The 26,660-nt window shown below is 47.8% G+C and carries 28 protein-coding genes and 4 tRNA genes; 18 read left to right on the top strand and 14 right to left on the bottom strand.

What is annotated here, in order from left to right:
* The first annotated feature begins 31 nt into the window (after positions 1–31).
* The 5 genes from ACH2BK_RS05195 to ACH2BK_RS05175 all read left to right on the top strand — a co-directional run bounded on the left by ACH2BK_RS05195 (position 32) and on the right by ACH2BK_RS05175 (position 899).
* The gene (locus tag ACH2BK_RS05195; protein ID WP_394996609.1) at positions 32–415 is read left to right on the top strand and encodes a RidA family protein; all 384 of its coding nucleotides are present in this window, start codon (positions 32–34) and stop codon (positions 413–415) included.
* Between the two features lie 119 nt (positions 416–534).
* Positions 535–612 (top strand) — tRNA-Pro (locus ACH2BK_RS05190).
* A 16-nt stretch (positions 613–628) separates the two neighbouring features.
* A tRNA-His gene (locus ACH2BK_RS05185) sits at positions 629–705 on the top strand.
* Positions 706–732: 27 nt separating this feature from the next.
* Positions 733–809, top strand: a tRNA-Arg gene (locus ACH2BK_RS05180).
* A 13-nt stretch (positions 810–822) separates the two neighbouring features.
* Positions 823–899, top strand: a tRNA-Arg gene (locus tag ACH2BK_RS05175).
* A 78-nt stretch (positions 900–977) separates the two neighbouring features.
* On the opposite strand, the gene ACH2BK_RS05170 is transcribed toward ACH2BK_RS05175, so the two are convergent.
* Both ACH2BK_RS05170 and ACH2BK_RS05165 read right to left on the bottom strand, forming a co-directional pair.
* Positions 978–1,133: a hypothetical protein gene (locus tag ACH2BK_RS05170; RefSeq protein ID WP_395002368.1), complete on the bottom strand. Its 156-nt coding sequence runs from the start codon at positions 1,131–1,133 to the stop codon at positions 978–980.
* On the bottom strand, positions 1,105–1,269 hold the full coding sequence (locus ACH2BK_RS05165; RefSeq protein ID WP_394996614.1) for a hypothetical protein: 165 nt from the start codon (positions 1,267–1,269) through the stop codon (positions 1,105–1,107). The genes ACH2BK_RS05170 and ACH2BK_RS05165 overlap by 29 nt, the downstream gene beginning before the upstream one ends.
* A 25-nt stretch (positions 1,270–1,294) precedes the next feature.
* Between ACH2BK_RS05165 and ACH2BK_RS05160 the strand changes: the two genes are divergently transcribed.
* Positions 1,295–1,573, top strand: coding sequence for a hypothetical protein (locus ACH2BK_RS05160; protein WP_395002366.1), 279 nt, complete (start codon positions 1,295–1,297; stop codon positions 1,571–1,573).
* 80 nt (positions 1,574–1,653) lie between these two features.
* Positions 1,654–2,523, top strand: a complete 870-nt coding sequence (locus ACH2BK_RS05155) for an ATP-binding protein (RefSeq protein ID WP_394996680.1) — start codon at positions 1,654–1,656, stop codon at positions 2,521–2,523.
* A gap of 117 nt (positions 2,524–2,640) precedes the next feature.
* Here ACH2BK_RS05155 and ACH2BK_RS05150 read toward each other — a convergent pair whose 3' ends face one another.
* The 10 genes from ACH2BK_RS05150 to ACH2BK_RS05105 all read right to left on the bottom strand — a co-directional run bounded on the left by ACH2BK_RS05150 (position 2,641) and on the right by ACH2BK_RS05105 (position 12,813).
* The gene (locus ACH2BK_RS05150) at positions 2,641–3,687 is read right to left on the bottom strand and encodes a tetratricopeptide repeat protein (RefSeq protein ID WP_395002364.1); all 1,047 of its coding nucleotides are present in this window, start codon (positions 3,685–3,687) and stop codon (positions 2,641–2,643) included.
* Positions 3,688–3,735: 48 nt separating this feature from the next.
* Entirely contained in the window at positions 3,736–4,605 is an 870-nt protein-coding gene (locus tag ACH2BK_RS05145) for a hypothetical protein (RefSeq protein WP_394996625.1), read from the bottom strand.
* Positions 4,606–4,615: 10 nt separating this feature from the next.
* Positions 4,616–5,704 (bottom strand): N-acetylmuramoyl-L-alanine amidase, encoded by a 1,089-nt coding sequence (locus ACH2BK_RS05140; protein WP_395002362.1) that lies wholly within the window; start codon positions 5,702–5,704, stop codon positions 4,616–4,618.
* Positions 5,704–6,792 (bottom strand): nitronate monooxygenase, encoded by a 1,089-nt coding sequence (locus ACH2BK_RS05135; protein ID WP_394996631.1) that lies wholly within the window; start codon positions 6,790–6,792, stop codon positions 5,704–5,706. The genes ACH2BK_RS05140 and ACH2BK_RS05135 overlap by 1 nt, the downstream gene beginning before the upstream one ends.
* A 12-nt stretch (positions 6,793–6,804) precedes the next feature.
* Positions 6,805–7,989 carry a tyrosine--tRNA ligase gene (gene tyrS, locus ACH2BK_RS05130; RefSeq protein ID WP_395002457.1) on the bottom strand — a complete coding sequence of 395 codons (1,185 nt, stop codon included), beginning with the start codon at positions 7,987–7,989 and terminating at the stop codon, positions 6,805–6,807.
* Between the two features lie 99 nt (positions 7,990–8,088).
* Entirely contained in the window at positions 8,089–10,236 is a 2,148-nt protein-coding gene (locus tag ACH2BK_RS05125) for a RelA/SpoT family protein (RefSeq protein WP_394996633.1), read from the bottom strand.
* A gap of 42 nt (positions 10,237–10,278) precedes the next feature.
* A complete protein-coding gene (locus ACH2BK_RS05120) occupies positions 10,279–10,503 on the bottom strand; it encodes a DNA-directed RNA polymerase subunit omega (protein ID WP_394996636.1) in 225 nt (74 codons plus the stop codon).
* 164 nt (positions 10,504–10,667) lie between these two features.
* Complete coding sequence (locus ACH2BK_RS05115; RefSeq protein WP_394996639.1) at positions 10,668–11,153, bottom strand: GNAT family N-acetyltransferase; 486 nt, start codon at positions 11,151–11,153, stop codon at positions 10,668–10,670.
* Positions 11,154–11,918 (bottom strand): flagellar biosynthetic protein FliR, encoded by a 765-nt coding sequence (gene fliR / locus ACH2BK_RS05110; protein ID WP_395002455.1) that lies wholly within the window; start codon positions 11,916–11,918, stop codon positions 11,154–11,156.
* A gap of 97 nt (positions 11,919–12,015) precedes the next feature.
* On the bottom strand, positions 12,016–12,813 hold the full coding sequence (locus tag ACH2BK_RS05105; RefSeq protein ID WP_395002360.1) for a polyphenol oxidase family protein: 798 nt from the start codon (positions 12,811–12,813) through the stop codon (positions 12,016–12,018).
* A gap of 148 nt (positions 12,814–12,961) precedes the next feature.
* On the opposite strand from ACH2BK_RS05105, the gene nrfH reads away from it, so the two are divergent.
* The 7 genes from nrfH (at position 12,962) to ACH2BK_RS05070 (ending at position 19,362) form a co-directional block, all read left to right on the top strand.
* Complete coding sequence (gene nrfH / locus ACH2BK_RS05100) at positions 12,962–13,471, top strand: cytochrome c nitrite reductase small subunit (protein WP_394996643.1); 510 nt, start codon at positions 12,962–12,964, stop codon at positions 13,469–13,471.
* Between the two features lie 40 nt (positions 13,472–13,511).
* On the top strand, positions 13,512–15,356 hold the full coding sequence (locus ACH2BK_RS05095) for an ammonia-forming cytochrome c nitrite reductase subunit c552 (RefSeq protein WP_395002453.1): 1,845 nt from the start codon (positions 13,512–13,514) through the stop codon (positions 15,354–15,356).
* A 117-nt stretch (positions 15,357–15,473) separates the two neighbouring features.
* Entirely contained in the window at positions 15,474–15,821 is a 348-nt protein-coding gene (locus ACH2BK_RS05090) for a hypothetical protein (protein ID WP_394996646.1), read from the top strand.
* 71 nt (positions 15,822–15,892) lie between these two features.
* Positions 15,893–16,267, top strand: coding sequence for a hypothetical protein (locus ACH2BK_RS05085; protein WP_394996649.1), 375 nt, complete (start codon positions 15,893–15,895; stop codon positions 16,265–16,267).
* A 256-nt stretch (positions 16,268–16,523) separates the two neighbouring features.
* Positions 16,524–17,210: a hypothetical protein gene (locus ACH2BK_RS05080; RefSeq protein ID WP_395002358.1), complete on the top strand. Its 687-nt coding sequence runs from the start codon at positions 16,524–16,526 to the stop codon at positions 17,208–17,210.
* On the top strand, positions 17,210–18,394 hold the full coding sequence (locus ACH2BK_RS05075) for a DegT/DnrJ/EryC1/StrS family aminotransferase (protein ID WP_395002356.1): 1,185 nt from the start codon (positions 17,210–17,212) through the stop codon (positions 18,392–18,394). Before ACH2BK_RS05080 ends, ACH2BK_RS05075 begins: the two co-directional genes overlap by 1 nt.
* Positions 18,394–19,362, top strand: a complete 969-nt coding sequence (locus tag ACH2BK_RS05070; RefSeq protein WP_395002354.1) for a hypothetical protein — start codon at positions 18,394–18,396, stop codon at positions 19,360–19,362. The genes ACH2BK_RS05075 and ACH2BK_RS05070 overlap by 1 nt, the downstream gene beginning before the upstream one ends.
* Here ACH2BK_RS05070 and ACH2BK_RS05065 read toward each other — a convergent pair whose 3' ends face one another.
* Positions 19,363–21,714 carry a PD-(D/E)XK nuclease family protein gene (locus ACH2BK_RS05065; protein WP_395002353.1) on the bottom strand — a complete coding sequence of 784 codons (2,352 nt, stop codon included), beginning with the start codon at positions 21,712–21,714 and terminating at the stop codon, positions 19,363–19,365.
* Positions 21,705–23,651 carry a transketolase gene (tkt, locus tag ACH2BK_RS05060; protein ID WP_395002352.1) on the bottom strand — a complete coding sequence of 649 codons (1,947 nt, stop codon included), beginning with the start codon at positions 23,649–23,651 and terminating at the stop codon, positions 21,705–21,707. Before tkt ends, ACH2BK_RS05065 begins: the two co-directional genes overlap by 10 nt.
* Positions 23,652–23,784: 133 nt before the next feature.
* Here tkt and ACH2BK_RS05055 point away from each other — a divergent pair, with 133 nt between their 5' ends.
* The 4 genes from ACH2BK_RS05055 to ACH2BK_RS05040 are packed head-to-tail and all read left to right on the top strand — an operon-like array spanning position 23,785 to position 26,490.
* A complete protein-coding gene (locus ACH2BK_RS05055; protein ID WP_395002351.1) occupies positions 23,785–24,939 on the top strand; it encodes a glycosyltransferase family 9 protein in 1,155 nt (384 codons plus the stop codon).
* Positions 24,939–25,514 carry a flavin reductase family protein gene (locus ACH2BK_RS05050; protein WP_395002350.1) on the top strand — a complete coding sequence of 192 codons (576 nt, stop codon included), beginning with the start codon at positions 24,939–24,941 and terminating at the stop codon, positions 25,512–25,514. Before ACH2BK_RS05055 ends, ACH2BK_RS05050 begins: the two co-directional genes overlap by 1 nt.
* A gap of 39 nt (positions 25,515–25,553) precedes the next feature.
* Positions 25,554–26,162: a class I SAM-dependent methyltransferase gene (locus tag ACH2BK_RS05045; RefSeq protein WP_395002349.1), complete on the top strand. Its 609-nt coding sequence runs from the start codon at positions 25,554–25,556 to the stop codon at positions 26,160–26,162.
* Positions 26,163–26,205: 43 nt separating this feature from the next.
* A complete protein-coding gene (locus ACH2BK_RS05040; RefSeq protein ID WP_395002348.1) occupies positions 26,206–26,490 on the top strand; it encodes a hypothetical protein in 285 nt (94 codons plus the stop codon).
* The last annotated feature ends 170 nt before the right edge of the window (positions 26,491–26,660 follow it).

Here is a 26,660-nt window from a genome sequence, read left to right as displayed (position 1 = left end):
TGCGCGCACAAAACCAACATAAGGAGCGGCTATGCAGTCTATCTTTACCCCAAATGCCCCAGAGGCTATCGGTCCATACTCACAGGCTATCGTGCATAATGGGCTTGTCTATACATCAGGACAAATCGCACTCAACGCACAAGGCGCAATGCAAGGCGCGACAAATGAGGGCGACATAGAGGCGCAGACAAAGCAGGTGTTTATGAATCTCAAGGCGATTTTAGAGCAGGCAGGCAGCTCACTGCAAAAAGTCATCAAAACGACTGTGTTTCTCTCAGATATGGAGCATTTTAGCGCGATGAATGCGGTGTATGCGCAGTATTTTGGCGATCACAAGCCAGCGCGTAGCACGATTGCGGTGAAAACTCTGCCCAAAAACGCACTTGTGGAGATTGAGTGTATCGCAGCTATCTAGGCGTGCCTAGTGCGTGATATTGCGGCGCAAAATTCCTTGTCAAGCCGCCGCATACGCGCGTATTCTTGATTTCAGCCTTTTTTAAAGTCTCTCAAACTATAATGCGCCTTTTGTTTTGTCGGGGCGTAGCGCAGTCTGGTTAGCGCACTTGGTTTGGGACCAAGGGGTCGAAGGTTCGAATCCTTTCGCCCCGACCATTTTATTATGCTTGTGGTGGGTGTAGCTCAGTTGGTTAGAGCATCAGTTTGTGGCACTGAGGGTCGTGGGTTCGAGCCCCATCATCCACCCCATTTCTTTCAAAAATCCATCACTTTTATGCGTTCGTAGCTCAATTGGATAGAGCATCAGACTTCGGATCTGAGGGTTGGGGGTTCGACTCCCTCCGAGCGTACCACCCCTTGGGTTATGCGCTCATAGCTCAGCTGGATAGAGCAACGGCCTTCTAAGCCGTAGGTCAGAGGTTCGAATCCTCTTGGGCGTACCACTTCTAGATTCTCTTGCTAGCCTCTCTACCGCACACATCGTATGAAAGCCTCACAGCCAACCACTAAACAATCCTAACTCATTTTGGCACATCTTGTATCTTGCTTACCTTTGCCACCAAGCCTAGGAATTCCTGCCTATCCACATTGCTAGAGACCTCAGAATCTCCTAGCGCACTTAGGAGAGATTCAAAGTTCGCTCCACCCTTAAATGGCAAATCGCTTAAAGCCACCAAATGCCGCCATGCTTTGGGCAAAGCGCATATCAGGCACTCTCTTAGCGGTGTAATCCGCATTTGTTACGATACCCACTATATCGCGCGCATCGAGCTTGCCCACAAGCCCACGCTTACAAAAACCAATAATCCACATATTGTTTTTGTGCCCTAGCCATACTTTGTCTCTTTGCTATTTTATAGAATCTAAGCCACCAAGCGACATTACAGAATCTAAGCAAGCCAAGGCAATAGATTTGGGCAGTGTATGCACGCACAGCGGCGAGGGGCTCTACCCTAAGCCCCGATACCAAGTCTGCCTAGCAAACTTGTATGAAAATCACAGAATCTATGACAGAGATCATAGCGCAATTGTTCGCGCCTCTAGCCTTGTAGTAAGTCAAAAAACTTGTATTTTTTATGGCAAAAGTCATACACAAAATTGCGCTTTTTGCTTATAATGCCTCCAACCAAATAATGAGATTCTATACAAATCCTATAGAATCCACAAAGTTTGGGAATTTCACAAAAAGGATAGATGATGATTACAAAATCACTCAAAAGCTTCGTGCTTGCAGGAATTATCTCAAGTGGGCTTGCACTCAGTGCTAATGCAGCACAACCACAGCATATAGAGGGCTTCTCTCACCCAGAGAGCGTGTTTGTCAATAAAGGCGAGGTGTATGTGAGCAATATCGGGGAAAAGCTCGAGCCAATGGCAAAGGATAACGATGGCTTCATCTCTAAGCTTGATAAAAATGGCAAAGTCGTGGAACTCAAGTGGATAGAGAATCTCAACGCCCCCAAGGGTATGAATGTGATTGGCAATACCTTGTATGTCGTGGATATCGATACGCTTAAGGGCTTTGATATTAAAAGCAAAAAAGAGGTGCTAAATATCCCCGTTTCTGGCGCGGTGTTTCTAAACGATATCGTGGTGCTTGATAAAAACACACTTTTAGTGAGCGATACAGGCACGGGCATTATCCACAGCTTTAACCTAGCTAAGAAAACTTATGAGACTTTCACTACGCTAGATTCTATGTATGCCGGACCAAATGGACTACTGCTAGATTCTAAGAAAAAATCTCTCATCGTCGTGGGCTACGATCCAGCAGGCAAGCAAAAGGGCAGCGTGGTAAAAATTGATTTAAAAACCAAAAAGGCAACCAAAATCACTGAACCCCTAGGCGCGCTTGATGGTGTCGTAATGGCTAAAAATGGCGATTTGCTCGTGAGCGATTGGGGCGAGAACTTGCAGGGCGTGGTGTATAGAGTGGATTCTAAAGGCGGAGTGAGCAAAATCGATATTGAGGTTATGGGCGGACCTGCTGATATGTATAGCGATGGGAAAAGCCTATGGATACCAAGAATGGTGGATAAAAAGGTGAGTATCATCGACTTGCCATAAGCCAAACTTGTGGGCTCGTGCCTTTGCACGATTTATGCCCACGATACTTTTAACACATTGCAAAAAGTGGGGTAGTTAGACACGACGCCCCACCCCCACAATTACCCAAATCAGAATCTACATCCCAAACAAACTCTCTACCGAGCCGCGATTGAGCCCGCCTCTATCAAGCATAATGGAATAATTCGTGCAAGCACCCTGTATGCCATATTCACACGCAAGCCCAAAAAGCTCTATCGCCCTAGCCTTGTTTTGCTTCACCCCAAAGCCCCCATCATAGAGCACACCGAGATTATTGCAGCTCTGCATATGCCCGCTATCACACGCTATGCTAAAATATTTAGCCGCATAAAAATAGCTCTGGTTTGCGCCCTCTTCGCCCGTGGCGTATAGATAGCCTAGATTCCCACACGCGACATTATCGCCCTGCTCGCACGCTACATAATTCATCTCAACAATGCCCATTTTGTCCTTTGTCATACCATAGATATTATAAGTGTTTGTCATTAGCCCTAGATTGTAGCAGCCTAGCTCATTGCCTAGCGTGCAGGCGGCGCGATAGGCTTCCATTGCTCTAGCATAGTCCTTGTTTGTCCCCACGCCATTAGCATACATCCAACCCAGATTTGTGCAAGCCAGTGCGTCCCCACCTGCGCAAGAAATCGCATAGAGCTCGTGAGCCTGCGCCTTGTCCTGCTTGACACCCTCGCCATTATCGTATGCAAGCGCGAGATTCGCACACGCGGTAGCATCGCCCCCTGCACAAGCTTGCGCATAAAACTTCACTGCCACATCGGGCTCGGGCACGCCCGTAGTCATACCATACATATAGATGAGCCCGCTCCCAAAGCACCCTGCGGCATTGCCACCTCTACAAGACTGCGTGAAAAGCTCCAAAGCCTTATTATAATCCCCCATTTTTGCAAACGCCATAGCGGAGTTTAGCGAGGCATTGGCGTTTTGCATAATCGCTGCAAAGTCATCATAGGGCATATTTGAGCCATTAGAAGGCGTAGGGATAGAATCTTGCAAGTGAGGTTGTGTGCTGGGAGCTTGTGTGGGGGCAGGAGCAGGGGATTGTGTGATTGAGGCATCTGGAGAGTTTTCTGGCTCCGCACAGAGCACCCCTAGCACGCACACGATAGATATGATGATTTTTTTCATAGCCTACTCCTTGACACATTTCCCCCTAGGAAGCAAAAAAAATGCCATTTATCGCTCATTTGGGTGCTCCTCATAAGTGATATAGCCATACATACACTCCGCGCACCACACGACAAACACAAACGCATAGAGCATATAACGCACAGAAAAATACTGATCCGAGCTCGCAAGGATATTTGAACACAGTGCGATGAGGATTATCTCTATGGCGAGCATTACAAGATTGCTATATCCATAGAAGTTAAGCACACACTTCTGACGCACTAGCACGGCACAAAGCAGCGCAAGCCCTGCTACAAGCAGCGCCAAATCGATATAATCATATGCGTGCGCCTTGAGATAAAAGGGCTGAAACGCACAGGCAAAAAGTGCGATAACGACGACATTTAGCGATGGTTTGGTAATCTCAAGCAGCCAGCCCGCGTATGTTTTGGTGTTTGGCACAAGATGCGTGAGCCCAAAGACAAGCGGTATAAAGATAAAAAACATATACACAATCATACTCAGCAAAATCCGCCACCTATAATCCCAAATACTCTCCACCACGCTGCGATGATCGATACTAGATTCTATCAAGAGCACATCGGTAATCTCCTGCGGCAGGGGGCTCTCACTCGCGCTAAACACCACGATATACACAAACACAATGCACACACTAAGGGCAAAGGCATACAACCACACATCAAGCTTATTGCGCCAGCTCGCGATGATTAAAAATCCTAGTGCCACGCCCGCCCCACAGAGCAAAATCGTATTTGTCAAAAACGCAAAAAGCCCGTGATCTCGGATAAAAACAAAAAAGATATATGAAAATGTGTCAGAAAATTTGGAGCTCAAAAGCAATATCACAATCCAAGAAAACAAGGCAAAAAACACGCAAGAAACAATGGTGCTTAGGATATTGTTGTTGATTTTCAATCTCTCTCCTTTAGTTTTTGTCCAAATAATCCTCGATACCATCGGCAATCCCGGTGGCTAGCAGCTTTTGGTAATCCTTAGTCGTGAGGAGCTTGCCCTCGCTTTGGTGCGAGACATAGCCTATCTCAATGAGCACAGAGGGCATAAGCGCACCAGCTAGCACCCAAAAGGGACCATCTCTGACGCCTCCATCGATGATATTTTTGTGCTTTCTGCGCACAGAATCTACCATACCCGCTTGGATATCCACTGCAAGCTTGCTAGAGGCGATGAGACGATGATTGTTAATCGTGTGCAAAAATGTCTGTTTAGAAAAGTAATTCATCGTGGCAATATCGCCTATGTTTTCAGCTTCAGCGACCTTGAGGGCTTTTTGGCTACGATTGGTGGATAAAAAATAAGTCTCAATGCCACTTGGCGACTTCCTGCCCACAGGGATAGAATTAGCGTGTATGGAGACAAACAAATCCGCGCCCTTGTCGTTAGCAAACTTCGTGCGCTCAATGAGATCGATAAATGTATCGCGCTCGCGCGTCATATAGGTGATGTAGCCGCGCTTTTTGAGCTCTGCTTGGAGGTATTTTGCCACCTCTAGGACGATTTGCTTTTCACACACCTTAGCCACGCCCATCGCTCCGCAATCCTTGCCCCCGTGCCCGGGATCGATCACAATCTTTTTCTTTGTGCTTAGGTTTGGAGTGGGGGCTAGAGTGCTAGATTCTGTAGTAGCGGGGGTTTGTGGCTTTGGTGGGGTGCTCCCGCCTAGGCGCACATAGAGATTGTGCGCGTCTTTGTGTAGTCGATAGGTTTTTGTGGGTTTTATCACGATACGCACGATTTGGGGCGTGTTTTGCGCGACATTGATGATGGAATTGTCTTTGAAAGCAAAGCTTTTCTTAGGCACGATGAGGATAGATTCTATATCCACAAACACGCGCCCATCTTGGAGCTTTTTCTCATCAAGCTTTAGCGCGCTGATATCTCTGTCAAAAACGATTTTTAGATTCCAATCGCCAAAGGGCACAAGCCCCAAAATTTTATAAGGCTGCGCCCCAAAAAGCGCGCCCACGCACACTAGAATACAAAGAATTTGTCGCATTACACATCACTAACAAGCTCTGTGATAATCTCTTTCACACTCTGAATCTTCTCAATCCTATATCCATTAGCTCCTGTGAAATACAAGCCATTGACACGATCGCCCAAATGCCCTGCTCCTAGTGAATCTGCGATACAATACCCCACCTTTTTTGCCTCCTGTCCTCTATTGCACGGCGAGACGCAGTTGCTCACACATCGGATTTTGGGCGCATTGCCCTCCTCTAGTCGCTCCAAAACTCCCGTTTTGATAGCCCTAGCCGGATAGCCCACGGGCGATTTGATGAGCACGATATCCTCTTTGGTAATCTTTGGCATTATCTCTCTATAAGCCTCTGCGTCGCACTCTAGCGAGCCCAAAAACCTCGTGCCCATCTGCACACCGCTCGCGCCAAGGCTTAGCATAGTATTAATATCCTCCCTATCCCACACGCCACCTGCGGCAATCACGGGGATATCACCCCATTTTTTTGCCTCATCTACGACTTTTGGCACGATAGATTCTAGCTGATACTCGGGCTTGAAACAATCCTCATAGCTAAAGCCCTGATGCCCCCCGCTCAAAGGTCCCTCCACCACCACCGCATCGGGAAGTCTCGCATATCTATCCTTCCAACGCTTACAGATGATACGCAATGCCTTAGCCGATGAGACGATAGGCACGAGCGCGACATCAGAGAAGTTTTTGGTAAATTCGGGCATATTGGTGGGTAGCCCCGCACCTGTAACGATGATATTTGCCCCAGCCTCGCACGCATCGCGCACCACGCGCCCATATTCGTTGATCGCATAGAGGATATTCACACCTAGGGGATTGCTCCCGCAAAGTTTGCGCGCGTTTTTGATGATCTCTTGGAGGGCTTGCTTGGAGTAGAAATTAATCGCTTCAAAGGGCTTAAGATTAACGAGCTTTTGGGCAAAGTGCATTTTTTTATAATACCCCGTCCCCACAGCACTCACAATCCCTAAAGCCCCTTCTTTTGAGACGCTTCCTGCTAGTCTATCCCAGCTTATACCCACACCCATACCACCTTGAAATATAGGGTATTTGATGATATGTTTCCCGATTTTGATAGGTTTTAATTGCATCGTAGTCCTTAGTTATTTTATGAGTATTTTAGCAAAGCGTCTTTTACCAACCTGCAGGATAAACTCCCCTTTGGCTAATTTTAGGTTTTCATCGCTTATTTTTTGCTTATTTAGTTTTAGCGCACCTGCCTTGATATCGCGCCTTGCTTGTGAAGTCGATGGCGATAGTCCGCATTCAAGTGCGATTTTGCAAATCCACTCTCCAGATTCAAAGCTAAAAGTCTCTATATCGCTTGGAATCTCATCTTTGCTAAAGATATTATCAAACTCCTCTTTCGCACTCTGTGCGAGCTCTAGGCTATGATAGCGCGCGGTAATCTCTAGAGCGAGGGCTTCCTTTGCCGCTTTGGGGTGCAGCGCCCCGCTCTCTACCTGTGCTTTAAGGCTAGCTATCTCATCAAGGCTCTTAGCAGAGAGTAGCTCATAGTATCGCCACATCAGCGCATCAGAAATGCTAAGAATCTTGGCATACATTGTGTTTGGAGATTCTGTAACGCCTATGTAGTTGCCCAGCGACTTGCTCATTTTTTGCACACCATCTAGCCCTTCCAAAAGCGGCACGGTGAGCACACTCTGCTCTTTGCTTAGCCCATAGGCTCGCTGCAGACTTCGCCCCACGAGTAGATTAAACTTCTGATCATTACCCCCAAGCTCTATATCGCACTCCAGCACCACAGAATCATAACCCTGCAACAGCGGATAGAGAAACTCCACCATTGAAATGGGCTGATTGTTTTTATACCGCTTAGTAAAGTCATCGCGCTCTAGCATTCGCGCTACTGAAAACTTCGAGCTAAGCGCGATAATCCCCTCCACGCCAAGCTTGCTAATCCACTCGGAGTTAAAACACACCTGCGTGTGCTTAGGATCTAAAATCTTAAACACCTGCTCTTTGTAAGTGAGGGCGTTTTGCTCCACTTGCTCCTTGCTTAGGGGTTTTCGCGTCTCGCTTTTGCCACTTGGATCGCCGATAGTCGCGGTAAAATCCCCTATCAAAAACTTCACATCGCCGCCATATCGCTGAAATGTAGCAAGCTTTTGGATAAGCACCGTGTGCCCTAGGTGCAAATCCGGCGCGGTAGGATCAAACCCCGCCTTGAGCACAAACCGCTCTCCTGTGAGCAAAAACCGCGCGACAAGCGATCTGATATACTCCGCCCCGATAAACTCCACGCTCCCCCGCTCAATCTCGCGCATTGCCTCATTGAGACGCTCCACCTGCACAGAATCTAATCTTTGTTCAAAATCCTCAATTGTCTCACTAATTTTTTGCATTCCATTCCTTTGTATGACTTTTTAAGAATACGCGTCTTTGAGCGCGCTAAACTCGATAATCTTATACTGCTGCTCTATGGCGTTTTTGAGCGGTTTTATGTTGTTATCAGCATTTTGGATATACACCTCGCACAAACTCGCAAACTCATTATTCATTCTGTCATAATTCACGCGCACCACGCGGCATTGATATTTTGCCAAAGTCGTGAGAAAACGCGCCATCGCACCCTTTTTATCCTCAAGTGCCACGAGAATCTTATAATGATACTTTTGGTTTTCTAGCCATTGCACAAACACCATATCCGCGCCATTTTTCATATCAGATTCTATGCGATTGCACAATTTATGGTGGATATAGAGCTTTGTGCCGTTTTTGATTGCCAAGATTCCATCGCCGTATTTTGGGTGGCAGCAGTAGTCAAAAATCGCCTCACTGATAGCAAAATTGCTAAACGCCACGATATTATCGAGCTTAATCTGACGCACCTTAAAGCGATTGCTTTTAAAAAGCCCAAAGAACACCTTGCGTTTTTGATAAAAGTCCCTAATGTGGTTTTTGATATTTTTAAAAAAACTCCGATCACGCATTACTTTATGGATTTCAGAATCTAGATTCTGCTCGCGCAAAAACTCCTCAAGTGCCTTTGGTGTGCGCTCAAACATCGTAGCTAGGATATTAATCGCCGCCCTTTTGTCTATCTCTTTTAGCCGCGCTTGGCATTGAATCTTTAGCTGACTCTTTGCCTTGGAGGTTTTGAGCGCGTCTATCCAGCTACATCGCGGCTTTATCTCCTCATCATCCTTTGCCACCACGATACGCACGATATCGCTATTTTTGAGCGGCTGGAGCAATGAGACTTTTTGGTGATTGACATACGCGCCCACTGCGCGATTGCCCACATCTGTGTGGATAGCATAGGCAAAATCTAGCACCAACGCCCCCACAGGCAGGCTATAAGTATCTCCCGCGGGCGAAAACACCACGATATCCTCGCGATAGAGATCGTTTTTGGCAAGCTCATAAAACTCCTCAATGGAGCTATTTTGGTGCTGGAGATTCTGTACCCATTTGAGATCGGGCTCGCGCCCGCCACTTTTGTATTTCCAATGTGCAGCGATCCCATACTGCGCGGTTTTGTGCATATCAAAGGTGCGTATTTGCACTTCAAAAATACTTGATTTATCAAAAATCGTCGTATGAATGGTTTGGTAGCCATTTTCTTTGGGGATTGCGATATAGTCTTTGAGGCGCGACACCACGGGCTTTAGGTTGAGATGCAATATCCCTAGGGCTTTGTAGCACTCTAGCGGGGTATTGAGCACAAGGCGCACTGCAAGCAAATCGAGTATCTCATCGATCTCCACGCCCTTGCGCTGCATTTTGAGATAAATCGAATAATACCGCTTGATACGAGATTCTATGTCAAAATCCCCTTCCGCAAAACCATTGCTCTGCAACAAGGTGCGCACAGAATCTGTAAAAGAGCTAAGTTTTAAATTGATAGCTTGGTAGTGCGTTTTGATATAAGTGTCGATTTTCTCGTATTCTTTGGGGAAGAGATAATAAAAACAGCGATCTTCTAGCTCGGATTTGAGCGATGCGATACCAAGTCTGTGCGCGATAGGCGCATACACCACGAGCGTTTCCTCAGCGATACGCACTTGCTTGTGGTGGGGCAGGGCATCGAGGGTGAGCATATTGTGCATTCTATCGCAGATTTTTATCACAAACGCGCGAATGTCTTGGATAGAGACTAGGAGCATTTTGCGGAATGAAAGTGCCGAAGCAACGAGCTTTTTGTTATAACTCCCGCCAAACTCCTCCTTGCGAATCTCCACAATCTTTGTGAGCGCATCGACTAAATGCGCCACATCCCAGCCAAACTCCGCCTGCACATACTCAAGGCTACATTGCGTATCCTCCACCGCATCGTGTAGCAGTGCCGCGCATATCATCGTTTCATCGCCTCCATAAAACGCCACGATACACGCCACGCACATAGGATGGATGATATAGGGGATACCGCTTTTTCTGAATTGTCCGTGGTGGTAGTGGGTAGCGCAGCTGATGGCTTTTTGGATTGTGGGGGTGATGGTTGTGAGTTCTTGCAGGGCGCGCGTGGCAGATTCTATATTGTCAATCGCTCCTATGCGTGTGAAAAAACTCACAATCCTGCCTTTTTTAAGTCTGTATAGAATCTAGCGCAAAATCTATGCGTTTGTGGGGAGTGGCTCGATATTTTCAAGCGTGATTTTGCCCTCTGCAATCTCACGCATCGCAATATCGGCAAGCTTGTGCTTAGAGACATCCATATCCACTAGCGGCGTAGCACCCGCGCCCAACTCCTTAATCCGTGCAAAAAGCAAATTTGAAAGCACATAGCGATCGTCATCAAGCCTCTCTAACGCCATAGCAGCGATTTCTTCAGTTCTCATCGTGATTCCTTTAGGGTATGAAGTTTTAGGGCGCGATTTTACTACAAAAATGCTTATAATTATTTTATTACGCCGCTTGAGATACTAGCAAATCCCACAATCTCTGCTACAAAAACACATCATCTGAATCTAAAAGGACGCCTAGCTAGATTCTCTATCTCGCTCTATTTTTCCTCGCGTAAAGTCCCAATCTCATAGATGCGTCCGCCCTCTCCGTCATCTGTCTGCACATCGCACACATAGCTCCAGCCACATTTTTCATAAAAATCCTCGTGGCTTGTCACTAGATACAACCGCTCATACGCACCCATATCGCGCCGTATAAACTCTAGCAGTGCCCTTGCTACGCCCATTTTGCGATAGTCTTGCTCCACATAGAGTGCGCACACATTGGGGCTTAGATCCTTGCGTGCGTGGAAGTCGTTATCGATCACCCCTGCCCCTGCGATGATATTCTCGCCTTTGAGCACGACATACCATTGGGGTATGAGATTTGTGCCACCACAAGAGTGCTCCTTGGCGCAAAAGTTTGCGTGAGATTCTCTCATACTTTGCTCATACTCGCTCTGCGCAATGCTCCATTTTTGCGCAAACCACAAACAAGCCCGCGGGATAAGCCACTCACACGAGCGCACAGGGATAATCCTCATTCAAAACATCTCCCCTATGGCAAAAAGCGCGCTCTCAATCTCGCGCCTAAAATGCACATAAATCGAAGGTAGGATAATGATAAGCACGACAAAGGCAATCGCGATTTTTACGGGGAATCCGATGGCTAGGAGGTTAAATTGTGGGTGGGTTTTCATAATCATACCAAAGATGATATCCGAAAAAAGGATAATCGCCAAAATCGGAAACGCCATAGAAAAGCCCACCACAAAGAAATTCCCAAGTGCTTCGATATAATACTCCACACTCCCTATGGACACAAATCCCCCAAGCGGCACAGAATCTAAGCTATGCGCGATAAGCTGGAGCACAATATGATGGAAGTCCAAACTCAAAGCGACAAGCAAGGCTAGCATACTTAGCAACTGCCCCACGATAGGGCGTTGTGAGCCACTAATAGGATCATAGGCGCTCGCCATCGTAAGCCCCATCGAAAAGCTCATCAATTCTCCACTAAAGCTAATCATCGCAAACACGATTTGGAGCATAAGTCCCGCCAAAAAGCCCATCATCAGTTCAAAGAGCCCCGCTATCATCAAATCAATCACCGAGAGCTGCCCCAACTCATAATGCGCGAGGGGATAAAACAACACCGCCATAAAAAATATCATCGCCCCGCGGATACTTGGCGAGATCATTTGGTTATCAAAAAACGGAAAAAACGCAAACACCCCGCTAAAGCGCAAAAGCAGGAGCAAAAAGACGATAACATTGCTATCATTTGTCAGATACGGCACGATCTCCATCACTTCACTCCTTGCGCTACACTTTTACTTGCCTCAAATCCCGCATTATAGCACATTCTCTAAGCACTCCTAGCGATGAGAATCTAGCGCATAAAGCCTAGCCTACTAGCATTGCTACAAGTGCGAATCGTCCCGTAACCCCATCACGACGATAGGAGAAAAATTCCCTTTCACAACAACTGCATTTTGGCAAAAATTCCCACTCCCCAATCCCTAGATTCTCAAACTCCGCCCTTAGTAGCGATTCTAAATCAAGAAAATACCGCCCTGCGCGCAACTCTATATGTCTCTCACGCTCTTTGGGTTCTAGCTTTTTGCACACCTCATCGCCCACCTCATAGCAGCATTTGCGTATCCCCGCTCCGATGAACGCATACACATCACTCGCGTGCGTGCCACAATGCTTTTGCATACGCGCTAGGGTTAGTGAGCAAATCCTGCCAAACACACCCGCGCGCCCAGCGTGGATAAGCGCGGCAACATTATGCGCTCTATCAAAAAATAAGATTGGGTTACAATCCGCCACCAGCACCATAGAGGGCGCGTGCGTGTGCGTGAGCAGCAGTGCATCCGCCTCGCCCACATTGATGAGATTGGGATTTTGTCCTGCATACCCACCACAGAGATTTTCCCCTAGTAGTGCGCAATGCGTGCTATGAATCTGCGTCATATACGCTAGATTCTGTGCGTTTGCACAACGTGGATCTAGTGCCCTAAATGCCTCTAGCATACACGCGATATTGCGCTCCACCACTGCGCTCTCATCGCCAGTGTGAAAGGCGAGATTGAGACTATCATATGGTGGCTGACTATACCCGTCATAGCGGTTAGTGAGGGCAAACACCACGCCGCCATTATTTGCAACATTTGGAATAAAACCTGTGTGGGCAAACATCAACGCTCTCCTTAAAATAAACTGATAAAGTTTTATGAAATATTAACAGAAAGTAAATCAAATTTTTTTAAGAAAATTTTTATTACAATCACGCCCAATCTATCACACATAAGTGCCGATAGAGATTCTGCAAGGTAAGGAGGGCCTTTTGAAACCGCACAACAACAAAAAATCTTGGTCTTTTTTGTCAAAGGTTTTTGCATTCTTGGTTGTTGTTATCATCGTGAGTGGGGGCTACACATTTTACAACGCTAAGGGGTTTTCTTATCTAAGCAACAATCCAGAAGCGTGTAATAACTGCCACATTATGAATGAGGTGTATGCAAACTATATGTCCGATCCACATTCTCTCAAAACCAATGGGAAGCACAGGGCGACTTGCAGCGACTGCCACCTGCCACATGGGTTTGTCTCTAAGTGGATTGCAAAAGCACAGAGTGGCGTGGGACATGGCTATGCTTTTACCTTCAAGCTTGATGAACTCCCTGTGAATCTTAGCGCGAATGAAAAAAGCAAAAAAATCGTGCAGCAAAACTGCATCAACTGCCATGGCGATTATGCTGCAAGCGTAGTCAATCCCACTACCATACACGGAGCCAACAACAGCTTACAATGCGTATCGTGCCACGAAAATGTCGGGCATAGGCGCGGGTTTTAATCTCAAAGTTTAAGGAGGAAATATGCAAAAGAAAAGTAGCATGATGCCAATTCTCATCATATTGGCTGTCGTTATTATCGCTGGTATTTTTTGGCTAAATAGCGATATTAGCTCAAAAAGCGGCGTATCGGGCGTGAAGTCTCTCGAAGCAGTGAAGCTTAGCGATGACAATCCAACCTTTGATGAGTGGGGGAAAAACTTCCCAGAATACAGAGATATGTATCTCAAAGTCGAGACAGAGACGCCAAAATACACAGATTTTGGTGGCAATCTCGCCTACTCAAAGCTTATCCGATACCCTCAACTCACCGTGCTTTGGGCAGGCTATCCATTTAGCCTAGATGCTAATGAAGAGCGCGGGCATTTTTGGGTGCAAGTCGATCAGATGGATACCGCAAGAAACAACAAAGACTTTCTAAACGCCCACGGATTTGCGAAGTTTGGCGGACAACCTGCTGCGTGTATGAACTGCCATAGTGGTTGGTCTCCGTGGCTTCTCAAAAACTCTGCTAAGGGCGATTGGGTGCGCTTTAACTCCACAAAATATTGGACTATGATAAAAGATGTCCCCGCAGTCAATGGTATCGCGCCAAATTCTGACGCACACAGAGGAGCGCACGGGGGCACGAGAATGGGTGTAACCTGCGCAGACTGCCACAATCCAGAGACAATGGAGCTTAGAATCACGCGCCAAGCCCTCATTAACGCACTTGTGGATTTTAGAGGATACCAAAAAGACGAGGTGCAAGGCGTGAAAGCCGACAGGAAGGAAATGCGCACGCTTGTATGCACCCAATGCCATGTCGAGTATTACTTCCGCCCCACAGGCTCTAAAGTCAAGGTAACGGGCGAGAGTATCGCGCAGGATTCAAGCAAAAAATGGTGGGATGGCACACAAAAAACCTATGACGAATACGATCTATGGCGTGATGGCAATAGCCCCACTGAAATAGAAGTCGATGGTATCGAGCTTGTATTCCCATGGAGTGCGTGGAAAAAAGGCGAGCCCTTTAGAATCGAGATGTTTGATGAGCATTACGACAAAGCGCGTGACAAAAATATTTTCATCTCTGATTGGGAGCACAAACTCACAAAAGCCCCAATGCTCAAAATCCAGCATCCAGAATCTGAGCTCTTTAGCGGTGGCGTGCATGCGGCTAATGGCGTGAGCTGCGCGGATTGTCATATGCCTTACACAAAGGGCACAGGTGGCAGGAAAGCAACCCAACACAATATCACTTCCCCGCTTAATGATATCAACGCAGCGTGCAAAACCTGCCATTCCCAAAGTGAAGATGTGCTCAAAAAGCAAATCGCTGATATCCAAAAATCTGTGGCTTACGATCTAAGAAGTGCAGAATACGCAACCGTGAGCCTTATCCAAGATATCAAAAAATTGCGTGATGAGCTAGGCAAGCTCCCTGCATACCAAAATGCCGGCAAGCCCGATGAGGCAAAAATCTCACAAGCCCTTGCGGAGCCTCTCGAGCTACACCGCAGAGGACAGATGAGAGGGGACTTCGTAGGAGCAGAAAACTCCACAGGATTCCATAATCCACGCGAAGCAAGCAGAATGCTCCTCCAAGCAGTGGAGATGGCGAGAATGGGACAAGCAAAGCTCGTAGAGATCGCTGCGGCTAATGGTATCAAAGGCTTTAGCACCTCCGATGTGGGCTTTGAAGAGATTCAAAAGCTAAATCCGGGCGAGATCACTTACAAAGTGGATATGGGCGAGCACAAGGCAGGCGATCGCTACTACAAGCATCACACTATCAATGGCGCGCCTCCCAAAGACTTGCTTGAGCTCGATAAAAATACCAAGCCCTACAACTACAAGGTGCTAGATTCACGCACTTCAAGTATCACAAGCTACAAGGAGCACTAAGCTCCCCCTTTTTAAGACTCTTGGGGGCTTCCCCCAAGGGCCCCCTTACGCATTCTTAGATTCTCTCCTTGAGAATTTAGCTATAATACGCCCCATCTCACCACACAAAGGACTATTATGCAACAAGCAAATCTCTACAATGAAGAATTTTACAACGCCCAAATGCAAGGCAGCTACAACTCCGCACTTGAGATTCTCCCCTATGTGCAAAAATATCTCGATGTCAAAAGCGTGATTGATGTGGGCTGTGGGGTGGGCACATGGCTTAAAGCTTGGCAGGATATAAAGCCGGGTATTGCAGTCTTTGGGATTGATGGCAATAGCGTCGATAAATCGCTCTTTTTTATCCCCACAGAATGCTATGAGCGTGTGGATCTCACGCAAGATTCACGCCAAATTTTGCAACAGATTTCTTCTAAGCCAAATGGGGGAGGGCGAAGCCATTTACGCTCGCGCAATCCCTAGAAGTCGCCGAGCATTTTGACGCGCAATATGCCAAAAACTTCATCACACTCCTCACTTCCCTCGCCGATGTCGTGCTATTCTCCGCTGCCATCCCTCATCAGGGCGGCACACACTATGTCAATGAACAACCCCCTGCGTATTGGGCAGAGCTCTTTGCTAAGCACGATTATGTGTGCTTAGATTACATTCGTATGCAGATATGGCACAATCCAAAAGTAGAATCGTGGTATCGACAAAACACGCTTGTGTTTGTGCATAAGCAACAATTAGAGCTCTTTGGTGGCATAGCACCCACGCCGATACCGCCCTATCTCGTGCATCCAGAGCTTTGGGAGATATACACTAAAGAGCTAGCACACCTCAAAAGAAAGTTTATCATCAAAATCTCTGCCACAATCAAGCGCACCCTAAAAGCTCCCATAAAAAAGATTCTACAAAAGCATTAATACCTATCATCACGATATGATGATACAAGAGCTCCCCCGCCCTTGTATCACGCAAGATTACGCTATTGCACCATTCCACCCCAAAGGATTGTGCGTAGCCATAGTTTGTCGCCTTTGGCATAAGAGATTTGCGCCACTTAGCGTAGCAAAGGGGGTAAATCCTAAAGCCACCTCGCGCCACAATCTCTCCCTTATGCAGGCAAAACTCGCACAATGGCTCGGGATTTGCTTAAAGCATACAAAAAGGGAGTAGCCTATGAAAATTGAGAGCACCAAAAGCAGCGCTTTGACACAAGCAGCACAAAAACCACAAGAAAGAGAATCCAAAACCACCGCCGCCAAGCAAAGCACCCAATCCCTCCCAAAGACACAGGCAATCAATACCGATATTATCAAAGACTTAAACACCAACATCGGCAAGCTCCAAACCCTCCAATCCTCGCTAGATTCTATCGAGCAAAAAGTGCGCAGCCTCCAAAAAATAAACGATGAAACCCAAAGAAGCGAAAAAGCCGAGGAACTCAAAGATGAGATCACACAAACGATACAAAATACAAAATTCCAAGGGCAAAAAGTTTTTGGCGTGAGGTTTAAAGATTCACAAGGCAATATCGTGCTTGAAAAAATCAAGCTCGATACCTCACTCATCAGTGAGGACAAGCAGGATTTGGAGAGTTTCAACCAAGAGCTAAAAGATTTGCAAAAAGATATCAAAGACGCCATAGCCCTACTCTCCCAAGACGCCCAAGAAAGCGTGCAAAAAATCCAAGCCAAAGCCACCCAAAAGCACGATAAGCCTAAAGAAAACGCGCTAGATTCTCTCACTAAAGAAAAGCAACCGAGCAAAATCGCCTCGTTTTTCAAAAATATGGGGGATTTTCTGCGCGGCTCACACGATGCGAGCAAGCTAGATTCTAAACGCGTAAGCAAGTTGCTTTCCTAATGTATCCCTACAGCACGCAGAGTATCCAAGAGGACGACAAGTCCGCGGTTTTGTGCGCCCTAGATGATGAGCACCTCACGCAAGGCTGGCGCGCTAGAGAGTTTGAATCTGCCATAGCACGCACCTGTGGCGCACGATACGCGAGCGTGTGCAATTCCGCCACCTCCGCACTCTATGCCGCCTACCACGCGATCAAATCCACCCTCCAATCCACACAATCCACTTCAAAAGTCGCGCACAACTCCACAAATGCGCCAATCTTTGCCATCACCACGCCCATTAGTTTTGTCGCCACGACAAATATGATGCTAGCTAATAACATCACGCCAATCTTTGCTGATATCACGCCTAGCGGGCATTTAGATCCCATAAGCGTGCGTGAGATTCTCACCTCCCACCCGCACAGAGCGCAGGTTAAGCTGCTAGTGAGTATGGATTATGGCGGGAGGAGCGTGGATTGCACACAGATGCGCCAACTCGCCCAAGAGTTCGATCTCATTTGGCTCTCAGATAGCTCACACGCCTTTGGCGCGAGGTTTGAGGGACAAAGGCTAGGCACACAAGCCGATGTGAGTGTTTTTAGCTTTCACGCAATTAAGCCCATCACCACCGCTGAAGGCGGCGCGCTTGTAACCAATGATGAGCGCATTCACGCGCACGCAAGCCGCCTCATAAGCCATGGTATCACTAAAGGCAGGGCGTGGGAGTATGATTGTCTTGATTGCGGCTTTAACTTCAGAATGCACGAGCTAAGCGCGGCGTTGGGGCTCTCACAGATTCAAAAGATAGAATCTTTTATCGCCAAGCGCGAGGAAATCGCACAATTTTATGATAGCCACTTTGCGCACAATCCGTTTTTTACCCTCCTCCCACCTGCGCGAGACATAAGCACTCACCACCTCTATCCCATTTTTTTGCACCCACGATTTTGGGCGCACAAAATCGCAATTTTTGAATCCCTGCACGCGCGCGGCGTGGGCGTGCAGGTGCATTATATCCCAATCCACACCTTTAGCCTGTATAAGCAGCGATTTGGGGAGATACACCTACAAAACGCGCTAAGATTCTATAATGCCGAGCTTTCAATCCCCTGTGCGCAAAATATGGGGCGCGATGACGCTAGGAAGGTGGGGGATATTATCCTTGATGTGTTAGATTCTTACAAACGACAAAAAGGATTGTGATGAGAGTGTTTGTGGGATTGCTTGTGTGGGGTTTGGGCGTGGGGTTTGGCGCAGAGTGCTTTGAAGCTCAAAGCCTGTATGTGAAGTTTGAGTGCCAAGCACAATGCCAAAATCCCACGCTAAGCCTTATCAACAAAGAAGATTCTATAAGCACCAAGCTTGATGAGAGCAACGCGCAGATAAGCGTGAGCGAGGGCTTTTTCTCTTTTGCGCACAAACAAAATGTGTATATCCTCGCGCCAAGCAAGGCGATATTTGCGCAAAGCGCACAAAATGAAGAGCCCTCTTTCACACAGATTCAGCCTATCTCGTGCGCGTATGTCGATGGGCAGAGGTTTAGCAAAAGTTGGGAAGATATCAGCGCATTTAGCTACACCAAGCAGATTCTAAAGCCCATACAAGAGCCCCAAGAAGCCCCGCTAATCCCCACAGACACTCCCCCCAAAGCCTCGCTAGATTCACAATCCCCCAAATCCCCGCAATTCCAAGGCGAGTCCTACATCATCAGCCTACAACAAGATCGCGTGATTTTCCGCCACACGCTCCAAAATAACGGAGGAGAGAGCACCAAAAGCGAGGCATTTATCCTCAAGCCCCTCAATAGCACCCAAGCCTACATCACCCAAGCCCAAACGCCAGAATGCGGGATTATGATAGAAAAGCGTGATGCCTATAGCCTGCAGATTAATTCCTTCCAAAACAAAAGCGCGTGTGAGGCACTCTATGCCAAAGGCGTGCTTGCGCCAATGTATTACAAAGTCCAGCCAAGCTTTGAGTGCGCCAAAGCCCAAAGCCCAGATGAAATCGCGATTTGCCAAGATTCAGAGCTCGCTAAAGCCGATAGAGAGACACTCATACTCTTAGAATCCACCAAGGAGCGCGCACAAGACTACATCGCTAGACGCCAAGAATGCCAAGATGATACCAAATGCCTACAAAGCCTTGTGGCGGAGTTTTTGCAGCCCTAGCTACCTATCACATAGGCTTTTATACGCGCAGAATCTACAGGGTGCAGAGCTCTGCGCAGCCTCAAACGCGCCATAACCCTTTGTGAGTCTCTCATCTCCCACCTCATACGCATACCCTATCTCCACTTCACTTTTCTCATCTACGCCTTGCGCGCTAAAATGCTCCTCTATCGCTCGTAAATGTTTGAAAAGATTCTCTCTTTTGCCTTCATTTTGTGGGGTGGGCTTTGCTTGTTTAATATTATAATACACCCCCTCCACTGCCCCATACCGCGCACTTAGCGCGATTGCATACAGCTCGAGGGCAAAATCCTCATTGCTATCTTTAAAGTTGTTTTTGTATTTGTAATCAATCACAAGCACCTTGCCATCCCCATCGCGCTGGATTCTATCCGCCCTTGCGCCGCGAAATGTGTAGCCCTCTAGCACAAACTCCTCTAGCTCCTGCTCTAAGCCCAAAATCTCAAACGCGCCACTTTTAGCGATATTTTCACGCTCAAAATCAAAAAATCTCAATAAATCAAGCCACAAAATCTCGACATTCGCGCGCTCTAGCGCGTTGTTTGGAATCCGTGCGCGCAGATACTCCTCACAAGCTCTCTGCACGCAATCTATATCCGCTAGATTCACGCGCTTGCCTATATAGGGCTCATACGCCTTGTGCAACGCCTCGTGTGCTAAATCCCCCATAGACGCCGCCTCTTTTAGCTCATCGCCTTCTTTAAGCTCTAGCATATATTTAAAGCAGTATTTGCGCTTGCACTGCACCAAGACATTAAAGCGCGTGGGCGAAAACACCTTGCGCAGTCGTCCGACATATCGCTCCTGCTTGTAAGTGGGGATTTGCCCCAAAGTGTGCTCAAAGAGGCTTTGCGCGCTCTCACACACCTCACAGCCCAGCTCCTCTAGCAAATGTGCGGGCGTGCTCTTGTCATCTTGCACACAGAGCGCCACCGCCTCCTTTGCGCCTAGGAGCAAATTTTTGTAATACAACACCTGCAGTTTTTCTTTGTCATAAGTCGTGGGGATACCTAGTTTTGAGCGCAGTGCAGTGTTTAAAAACAAGTCATTACTCTTAAGGCGCGGTATCACGCCATCATTACAATCCACCAAAATCACATAAGGCAGCTCCACACCCCTGCTCTCAAGCGCGCCGATAACGCGGATTCTCCCGCCATACACATCATCCACACTTAGCCCCTCAACCTCGTGCAAAAAGCTCCGCGCCACTTCCTTGACACTCACATCGTCCAAAAATCCGCTCATTGCCTCGTATTGATACACAATCTCATCGATTTTTTGCTTAAACACGCCATATTTAGCCCTCTGTGCCGCACTAAGAGCACCAAAACTCTGCGCCACACACGCACGCAAACTCTGTGGTGCCTCCTCTAGCTGCGGACACAGCGCGTTATAAAACTCCGTGCCCTTAAATGGCTTACCCATTGCGTAATTAAAATTTTGCTCCCTATCGAGCACCTGCAAATACCGCGTGAAGTCCTCTTGGGGCAGCACGACACTCATCTCTTCTGGCTCAATACCACGCATAAGCCACTGCGCGATTTGCTCACGGATAGCACCCACCTGCTCTATGCGCGAGAGAAACGAATACGCGCGTATGTGTGGGGCACAATCTAGCGGCGTCTTTGCCACCACCACGCCGCTTGGATAGGCAATCGTGTAGCAAAAATGTGAATCTAGCTCTAAGGGCACATCAAAAATATCCCAAAATCCTTGCATGTTTTGATACACATCAAAGCACACATACACTTCACACACGCTCGCCACTTCACGCAATATCGCCAGCTCAAAGGGGCTTAGCACACCACAGAGCATAATCCGCACACGCGCAAACTCCTCTAGCCACAAGCGCGCAAGTCTAAAATCCCAGCTCCTATGCACCCACTCTCGCTGCTCCAAAAACGCGCAATATCGCTCATACACTTCTTTTAGAATCCGCAAATGATCCTCATATTCCCCATAGGTATCAAGCAAAGGGATTGTGTCAATGCTGATATTATGCACAAAAAGCTCATCAAAAAATTGCAAAAAAAACTCGCTAGATTGCAAATACGCCAAAAACTTGCGCTCAAACACAAGCCCGCGCTCGAGGAGATTCACACGCTCCCTGTCGTAGTCTCTAAGCACGCGGCTTAGGACAAACTTGCGCAAATGCGTGGGCAAAATGCTCTTATTTGGGTAATACACCGCCTTGGCAAAAAACTCGCCTAGCAGCATACTAGGCGGACAAATCCCCTCACTCTTGTGATGCCAAAGTAGCGCGCGCCTAGAGGGAAAGACAAGTAGCTCTTTTGAGTGTAGATTCTGTAATGACCTAGAATCTAATGGCATAACATCTTAGCCCGATTTATGATATTTTCTACGCTAAAGCCAAATCGCTCAAACAACGCCTCGCCCTTGCCGCTCGCACCAAAGCTGCTCATACCCACCACCTCGTGGGCAAACACATACCATTCTAAGCCGCGCGAAGCCTCTATAGCTAGCACCTTGCTTTCTCCAAAAAGCTCTTTTTTATAAGCCTCATCTTGGGCTAGGAGCAAATCAAAGCAGGGCACGCTCACCACACGCGTGGCAATCCCCTGCCCCTCTAGGAGCTTTTGAGAATCTAGCGCGAGCTTTACCTCACTACCGCTAGCAAGCAGCACAAGGTGCGGATTGTGTGAATCTAGCGCGCTCTCTTGGAGGATATAGCCACCCCTTGCCACCGCCGCGGCGTTTGGGCTCTCGCTCACGACTTCTAGATTCTGACGGCTAAGCACAAAGGCACTCGGCGCATTTTGGCGCAATGCCACCTGCCAGCACGCCACATTTTCATTCCCATCGCAGGGGCGAAACACGAGGAGATTTGGCATAGCGCGCAAATGCGAGAGCTGCTCGATGGGCTGATGCGTCGCACCATCCTCGCCCACGCCGATACTATCGTGTGTGAAAACATACATCACGCGCGCCTTCATAAGGCTTGATACACGCATACTAGGCGCGAGATAATCGCTAAAGACAAAAAATGTCGCGCAAAAAGGCAAAAACAAGCCATAATTTGCAATGCCATTACAAATCGCGCCCATAGCGTGCTCGCGGATACCAAAATGCAGATTACGCCCATTTGGGAAATCCTGCTCGCCCTTTAGCTCGGTGTTGTTGCTCGGAGCCAAATCCGCACTCCCGCCCAAAAAGCCTTTCATACCCTTAGCAATCGCGTTTAGTATCTCGCCATTGCTCACGCGCGTGGCGATGGATTGTCCCTTTTGGTAGCTAGGATAGTCAATAGAGCCTGTATCTAGGAGTGAATCTATGAGGGATTTTGCCTCTGGCGTGAGGTTTTTTAGCCATTGATAATGGGCGAGTGTGCCGCTTTCTTTGACATTTAAAAACCGCAATGCCACATCTTGGGGGATTGCAAACTCCTCATCACTCTCAAACCCTAGCGCCGCCTTTGCCTGCGCGATAATGTCTTTGCCCAAAGGCGCGCCGTGAGTCTTGTGGCTCCCCTCTAGGCTTAGTGCGCCCTTGCCTATGGTGGTGGTGGCGATAATAAGGCTTGGTTTGCTAGCATTTATCGCACTCACAAGCGCGGTGTTTATAGAATCGTAATCGTGCCCATCACACGCTAGCACTTCCCAACCCTGCGCGATAAAACGCTCCCTTACATTTTCATCAAACGCCTTTTGCACTGCGCCCTCGATACTGATACCATTGCTATCATAAATCACAACGAGATTTTCTAAGCTATGAAGCCCCGCAAGCGAGCAAGCCTCATAGCTAATCCCCTCTTGCAAATCCCCATCGCCGCAAAAACAAAAGATATTGTGTGAGATGAGATCTCCCCCTAGTAGCCCTCTAGCGTATTTGGAGGCAAACGCCATACCCACGGCATTGGCAATCCCCTGCCCTAGGGGACCAGTTGTAATCTCCACGCCGGGCGTGTGCCCAAACTCGGGGTGCCCGGGCGTCTTAGAATCTAGCTGACGAAATGCTCTCAAATCCTCCTTACTCACCCCAAAGCCCCAAAGATGGAGCAGGCTATACACGAGCGCACTCGCGTGCCCTCCGCTAAAGACGATTCTGTCGCGATTAAGCCACAAGGGCTCGTTTGGATTAACCTTTAGATACAGGCTTAGCATCGTGGCTATATCTGCCAAACCCATTGGCGCGCCGGGGTGCCCGCTATTTGCCCTCTGCACCATATCTGCACACAAAAAACGCAGAGTATTTGCCATTCTTGCAAGTTGGAGTTTGTCGGTATCATTAAGCTTAAGGGGGGTAAGCATCACAAATCCTTTGTCTTTTAAATTGTCGCTCTCTCACACGCAGGGGCAGATTCTAACAAAAGAGAGTTTTTACAAACCTTAACAGATTTGCTATAATGCCGCACCAATCCTAGATTCTATAAAGAGCGTAATAATGATCCAAACAATTCTTTTGCGGCTGCCAAATTGGCTGGGCGATAGTGTGATGTGCGCAAGTGCATTTGAAAAACTCAAAATAATGTATCCAAACGCGCAGTTTGTGCTAGTGGGAAGCTATGCGTGCGAGGCGTTTAGACGCGAAGAGCGCGTGAGGGCAATCTATCTCGATGAGAGCAAGAGGGCAAAAAATCGCCTTTTAAGCCTCTATCGCCTCTGCAAGCAGATACGCACAGAGGTTGGGCAAATCGATCTGAGCTTTTGCTTTAGCAATGGATTTTTTGGCGCACTGCTGCTCTATCTATGCAGGGCAAAGGTGCGCGTGGGCTATGCCAAAAACCTCCGCTCTCCCCTCTTAACCCACGCGCTCACACCCCCGCCCCTCACGCCGCTTCATCAAGTGCAAAAATACGAATACCTCATTAAAGACTTTGTAGATTCTATAATTTTTACCTCCTTTGTGCCGCTATCCCTCGTGCGTGGCGAGTGTAGCAAGATAGAGCGCAGCCACACAAAGCACATTGGTATCAATCCGGGTGCAGCATTTGGCTGGGCAAAATGCTGGGAGAAGGAATATTTTGTCGAGATTATCACGCGTTTTGTCTCACGAGGCTGGGAAGTCTATATCTTTGGCGATACGCAAAACCTCACAACACAAAGCAACGCACATATCCACGATCTGAGCAATCAAACAAGTCTAATAGAGCTTATTGATAGCATTGGCGCGCTAGATTTGTTTATCACCAACGATAGCGGTCCTATGCACATCGCCGCAGCACTCCACACCCCTACCATAGCCATTTTTGGCTCCACAGACACCGCCGATACCTGCCCGTGGAATGAGGCAATAGCGCGGGAGTTTTTCCTACCTATGCGCGCACTCCTAGGGGACAAAAACACAGAGGATAAAAACGCGCTAGATTCTATAAGGCTAGATTGTAGCGCGCCAAAGGATATCACGACGCTCCAATCCCTCACTGCTGACAATCTCACAATCCTTAGCAAACACCTTAAGTGCTCCCCGTGCAAAAAGCGCACCTGCCCGCTTAGCCACCACCTGTGTATGAAATCCATCACACCCGATGAAGTCTTTGAATCCGCACTCACCATACTTGGAGAATCTGCACAAAAAACGCGCACAAAGGAGCTATGATGATTTTTACATTTTCGCCCACCACACCGCTACAAAACTTCAAAATCCTAAGCCAATGCCTCATACCGCGCCCCATTGCGTGGATTAGCACGATACATAGCAATGGCAGTATCAACCTCGCGCCCTTTAGTTTTTTCGCCCCCATAAGTCTAGAGCCCACCATCCTAAGCGTGTGTCTGATGAAAAAAAGCGATGGCAGCCCCAAGGACACGCTGCACAATGCCAAAACCTCCAAGCGCGTAACTATCACGATCCCAAGCCCACAAGAGAGCGCGCAAGTGCAGGGCTGCTCCCTAGAGCTTGAGCTAGGCAAAAGCGAGGCAAGCGAGCTAGGCATACACCTCACAAGCCTACTTAGCGACTATCCGCCCGTGCCTAGCGGCTGCCAATGCGCATTTTTCTGTGATTTTTATGATGTATTAGGCTTCCAAAGCGCGACGGATACGCTGCTGCTAGAGCTCAAGCAATGCTTTGTGAGTGAGCGATGTGTGAGCGACTCTAGTGATGATTTGCGCTTTGTGTTTGAGCCGCTTGCGCGCGCTGGGAGTGGATTCAAAGTGTTGCAAGATTTGTGAGTTATAATGCAGGGCTATCAAACCAAAAGGAGCTTAATTATGCAATGTATTTTGTGCCATAGTAATAAGGTAACACTAAAAGAGCGCGTGCGCAGAGAGGATCTCATCGCGCTCTATCAGAGGAGCTTTGGGATAGACATACGCGCTATCCTCTCTAGTGATTTGGAGTATAGGCACTGCCAAGAGTGCGATCTCAAGTTTTTTGTGTGCGAGGATGGCAGTATCCCCACTGGCGATGACGCGTTTTATAACGCCCTTAACAATCTGCCGTGGTATTACTTTGATGAAAAGCACGAGTATCATTATGTCAAAAACCTCATCACTTCAGAATCTAAAGTGCTAGAGGTGGGCTGTGGCAAGGCGGCGTTTGCGGATTTTCTCCCACAAAAGAGCAATTATGTCGGGCTAGAGTTTAGCACCAAGGCTAAGGAAATGGCTGCCAAGCGCGGTATCAGTATCCAAAACATTCCTATTGAGCACTACTGCACGCAGCATAGCGGGGAGTTTGATGTGAGCTGTAGCTTTCAGGTGCTAGAGCATGTCAGTGATCCCTATGAGTTTTTGCGCGCACAGATTGTCTGTCTAAAGACAACTAGGGGGGGGGGCAATACACAACAAACCATCGCAGCTTATCATCGCTGTGCCTAGTGAGGATTCATTCCTGCGCTATTGCGTCAATGGCATCTTAAATATGCCTCCACACCATATCTCCCGATTTAGCGACAAAACACTCCACCATATCGCCAAACTTTTTAACCTACGCCTTATAGAAATCTATCACGAGCCCGTGCAGCCCGAGCACAGAGAATTTTACAAAGCCACGATGTGGGCAAAGAAATTCCTACCCACACCGCTCATTGATAGGGGCTTAATGCGCAAACTCATCGGCAAAGCGGGCATTGTGGGCAGGAGGCTTATCCAAATCCCACCAAATGCCTATGGACACACCACCGTGGCAGTCTATGAGCTACGATAGCTTTGGGTTCTCCTCTTAGATTCTAAGCCACTATCGGCGTTATAGAATCTACGCCAATAGATTTAGACTAATGTATGCTCGCGTAAGCGGAGGCAATGAGGGCTTTGCCAACATTGCCGATAACAAGTTTGTGAAACAAACTTGCATAAAATGATAGAATCCCCCCTTCT

This window comes from uncultured Helicobacter sp., from assembly GCF_949282165.1.
In the GTDB taxonomy this organism is placed as follows: Bacteria; Campylobacterota; Campylobacteria; order Campylobacterales; family Helicobacteraceae; genus Helicobacter_F.
This window is presented reverse-complemented; position numbering and strand designations above follow the sequence as displayed.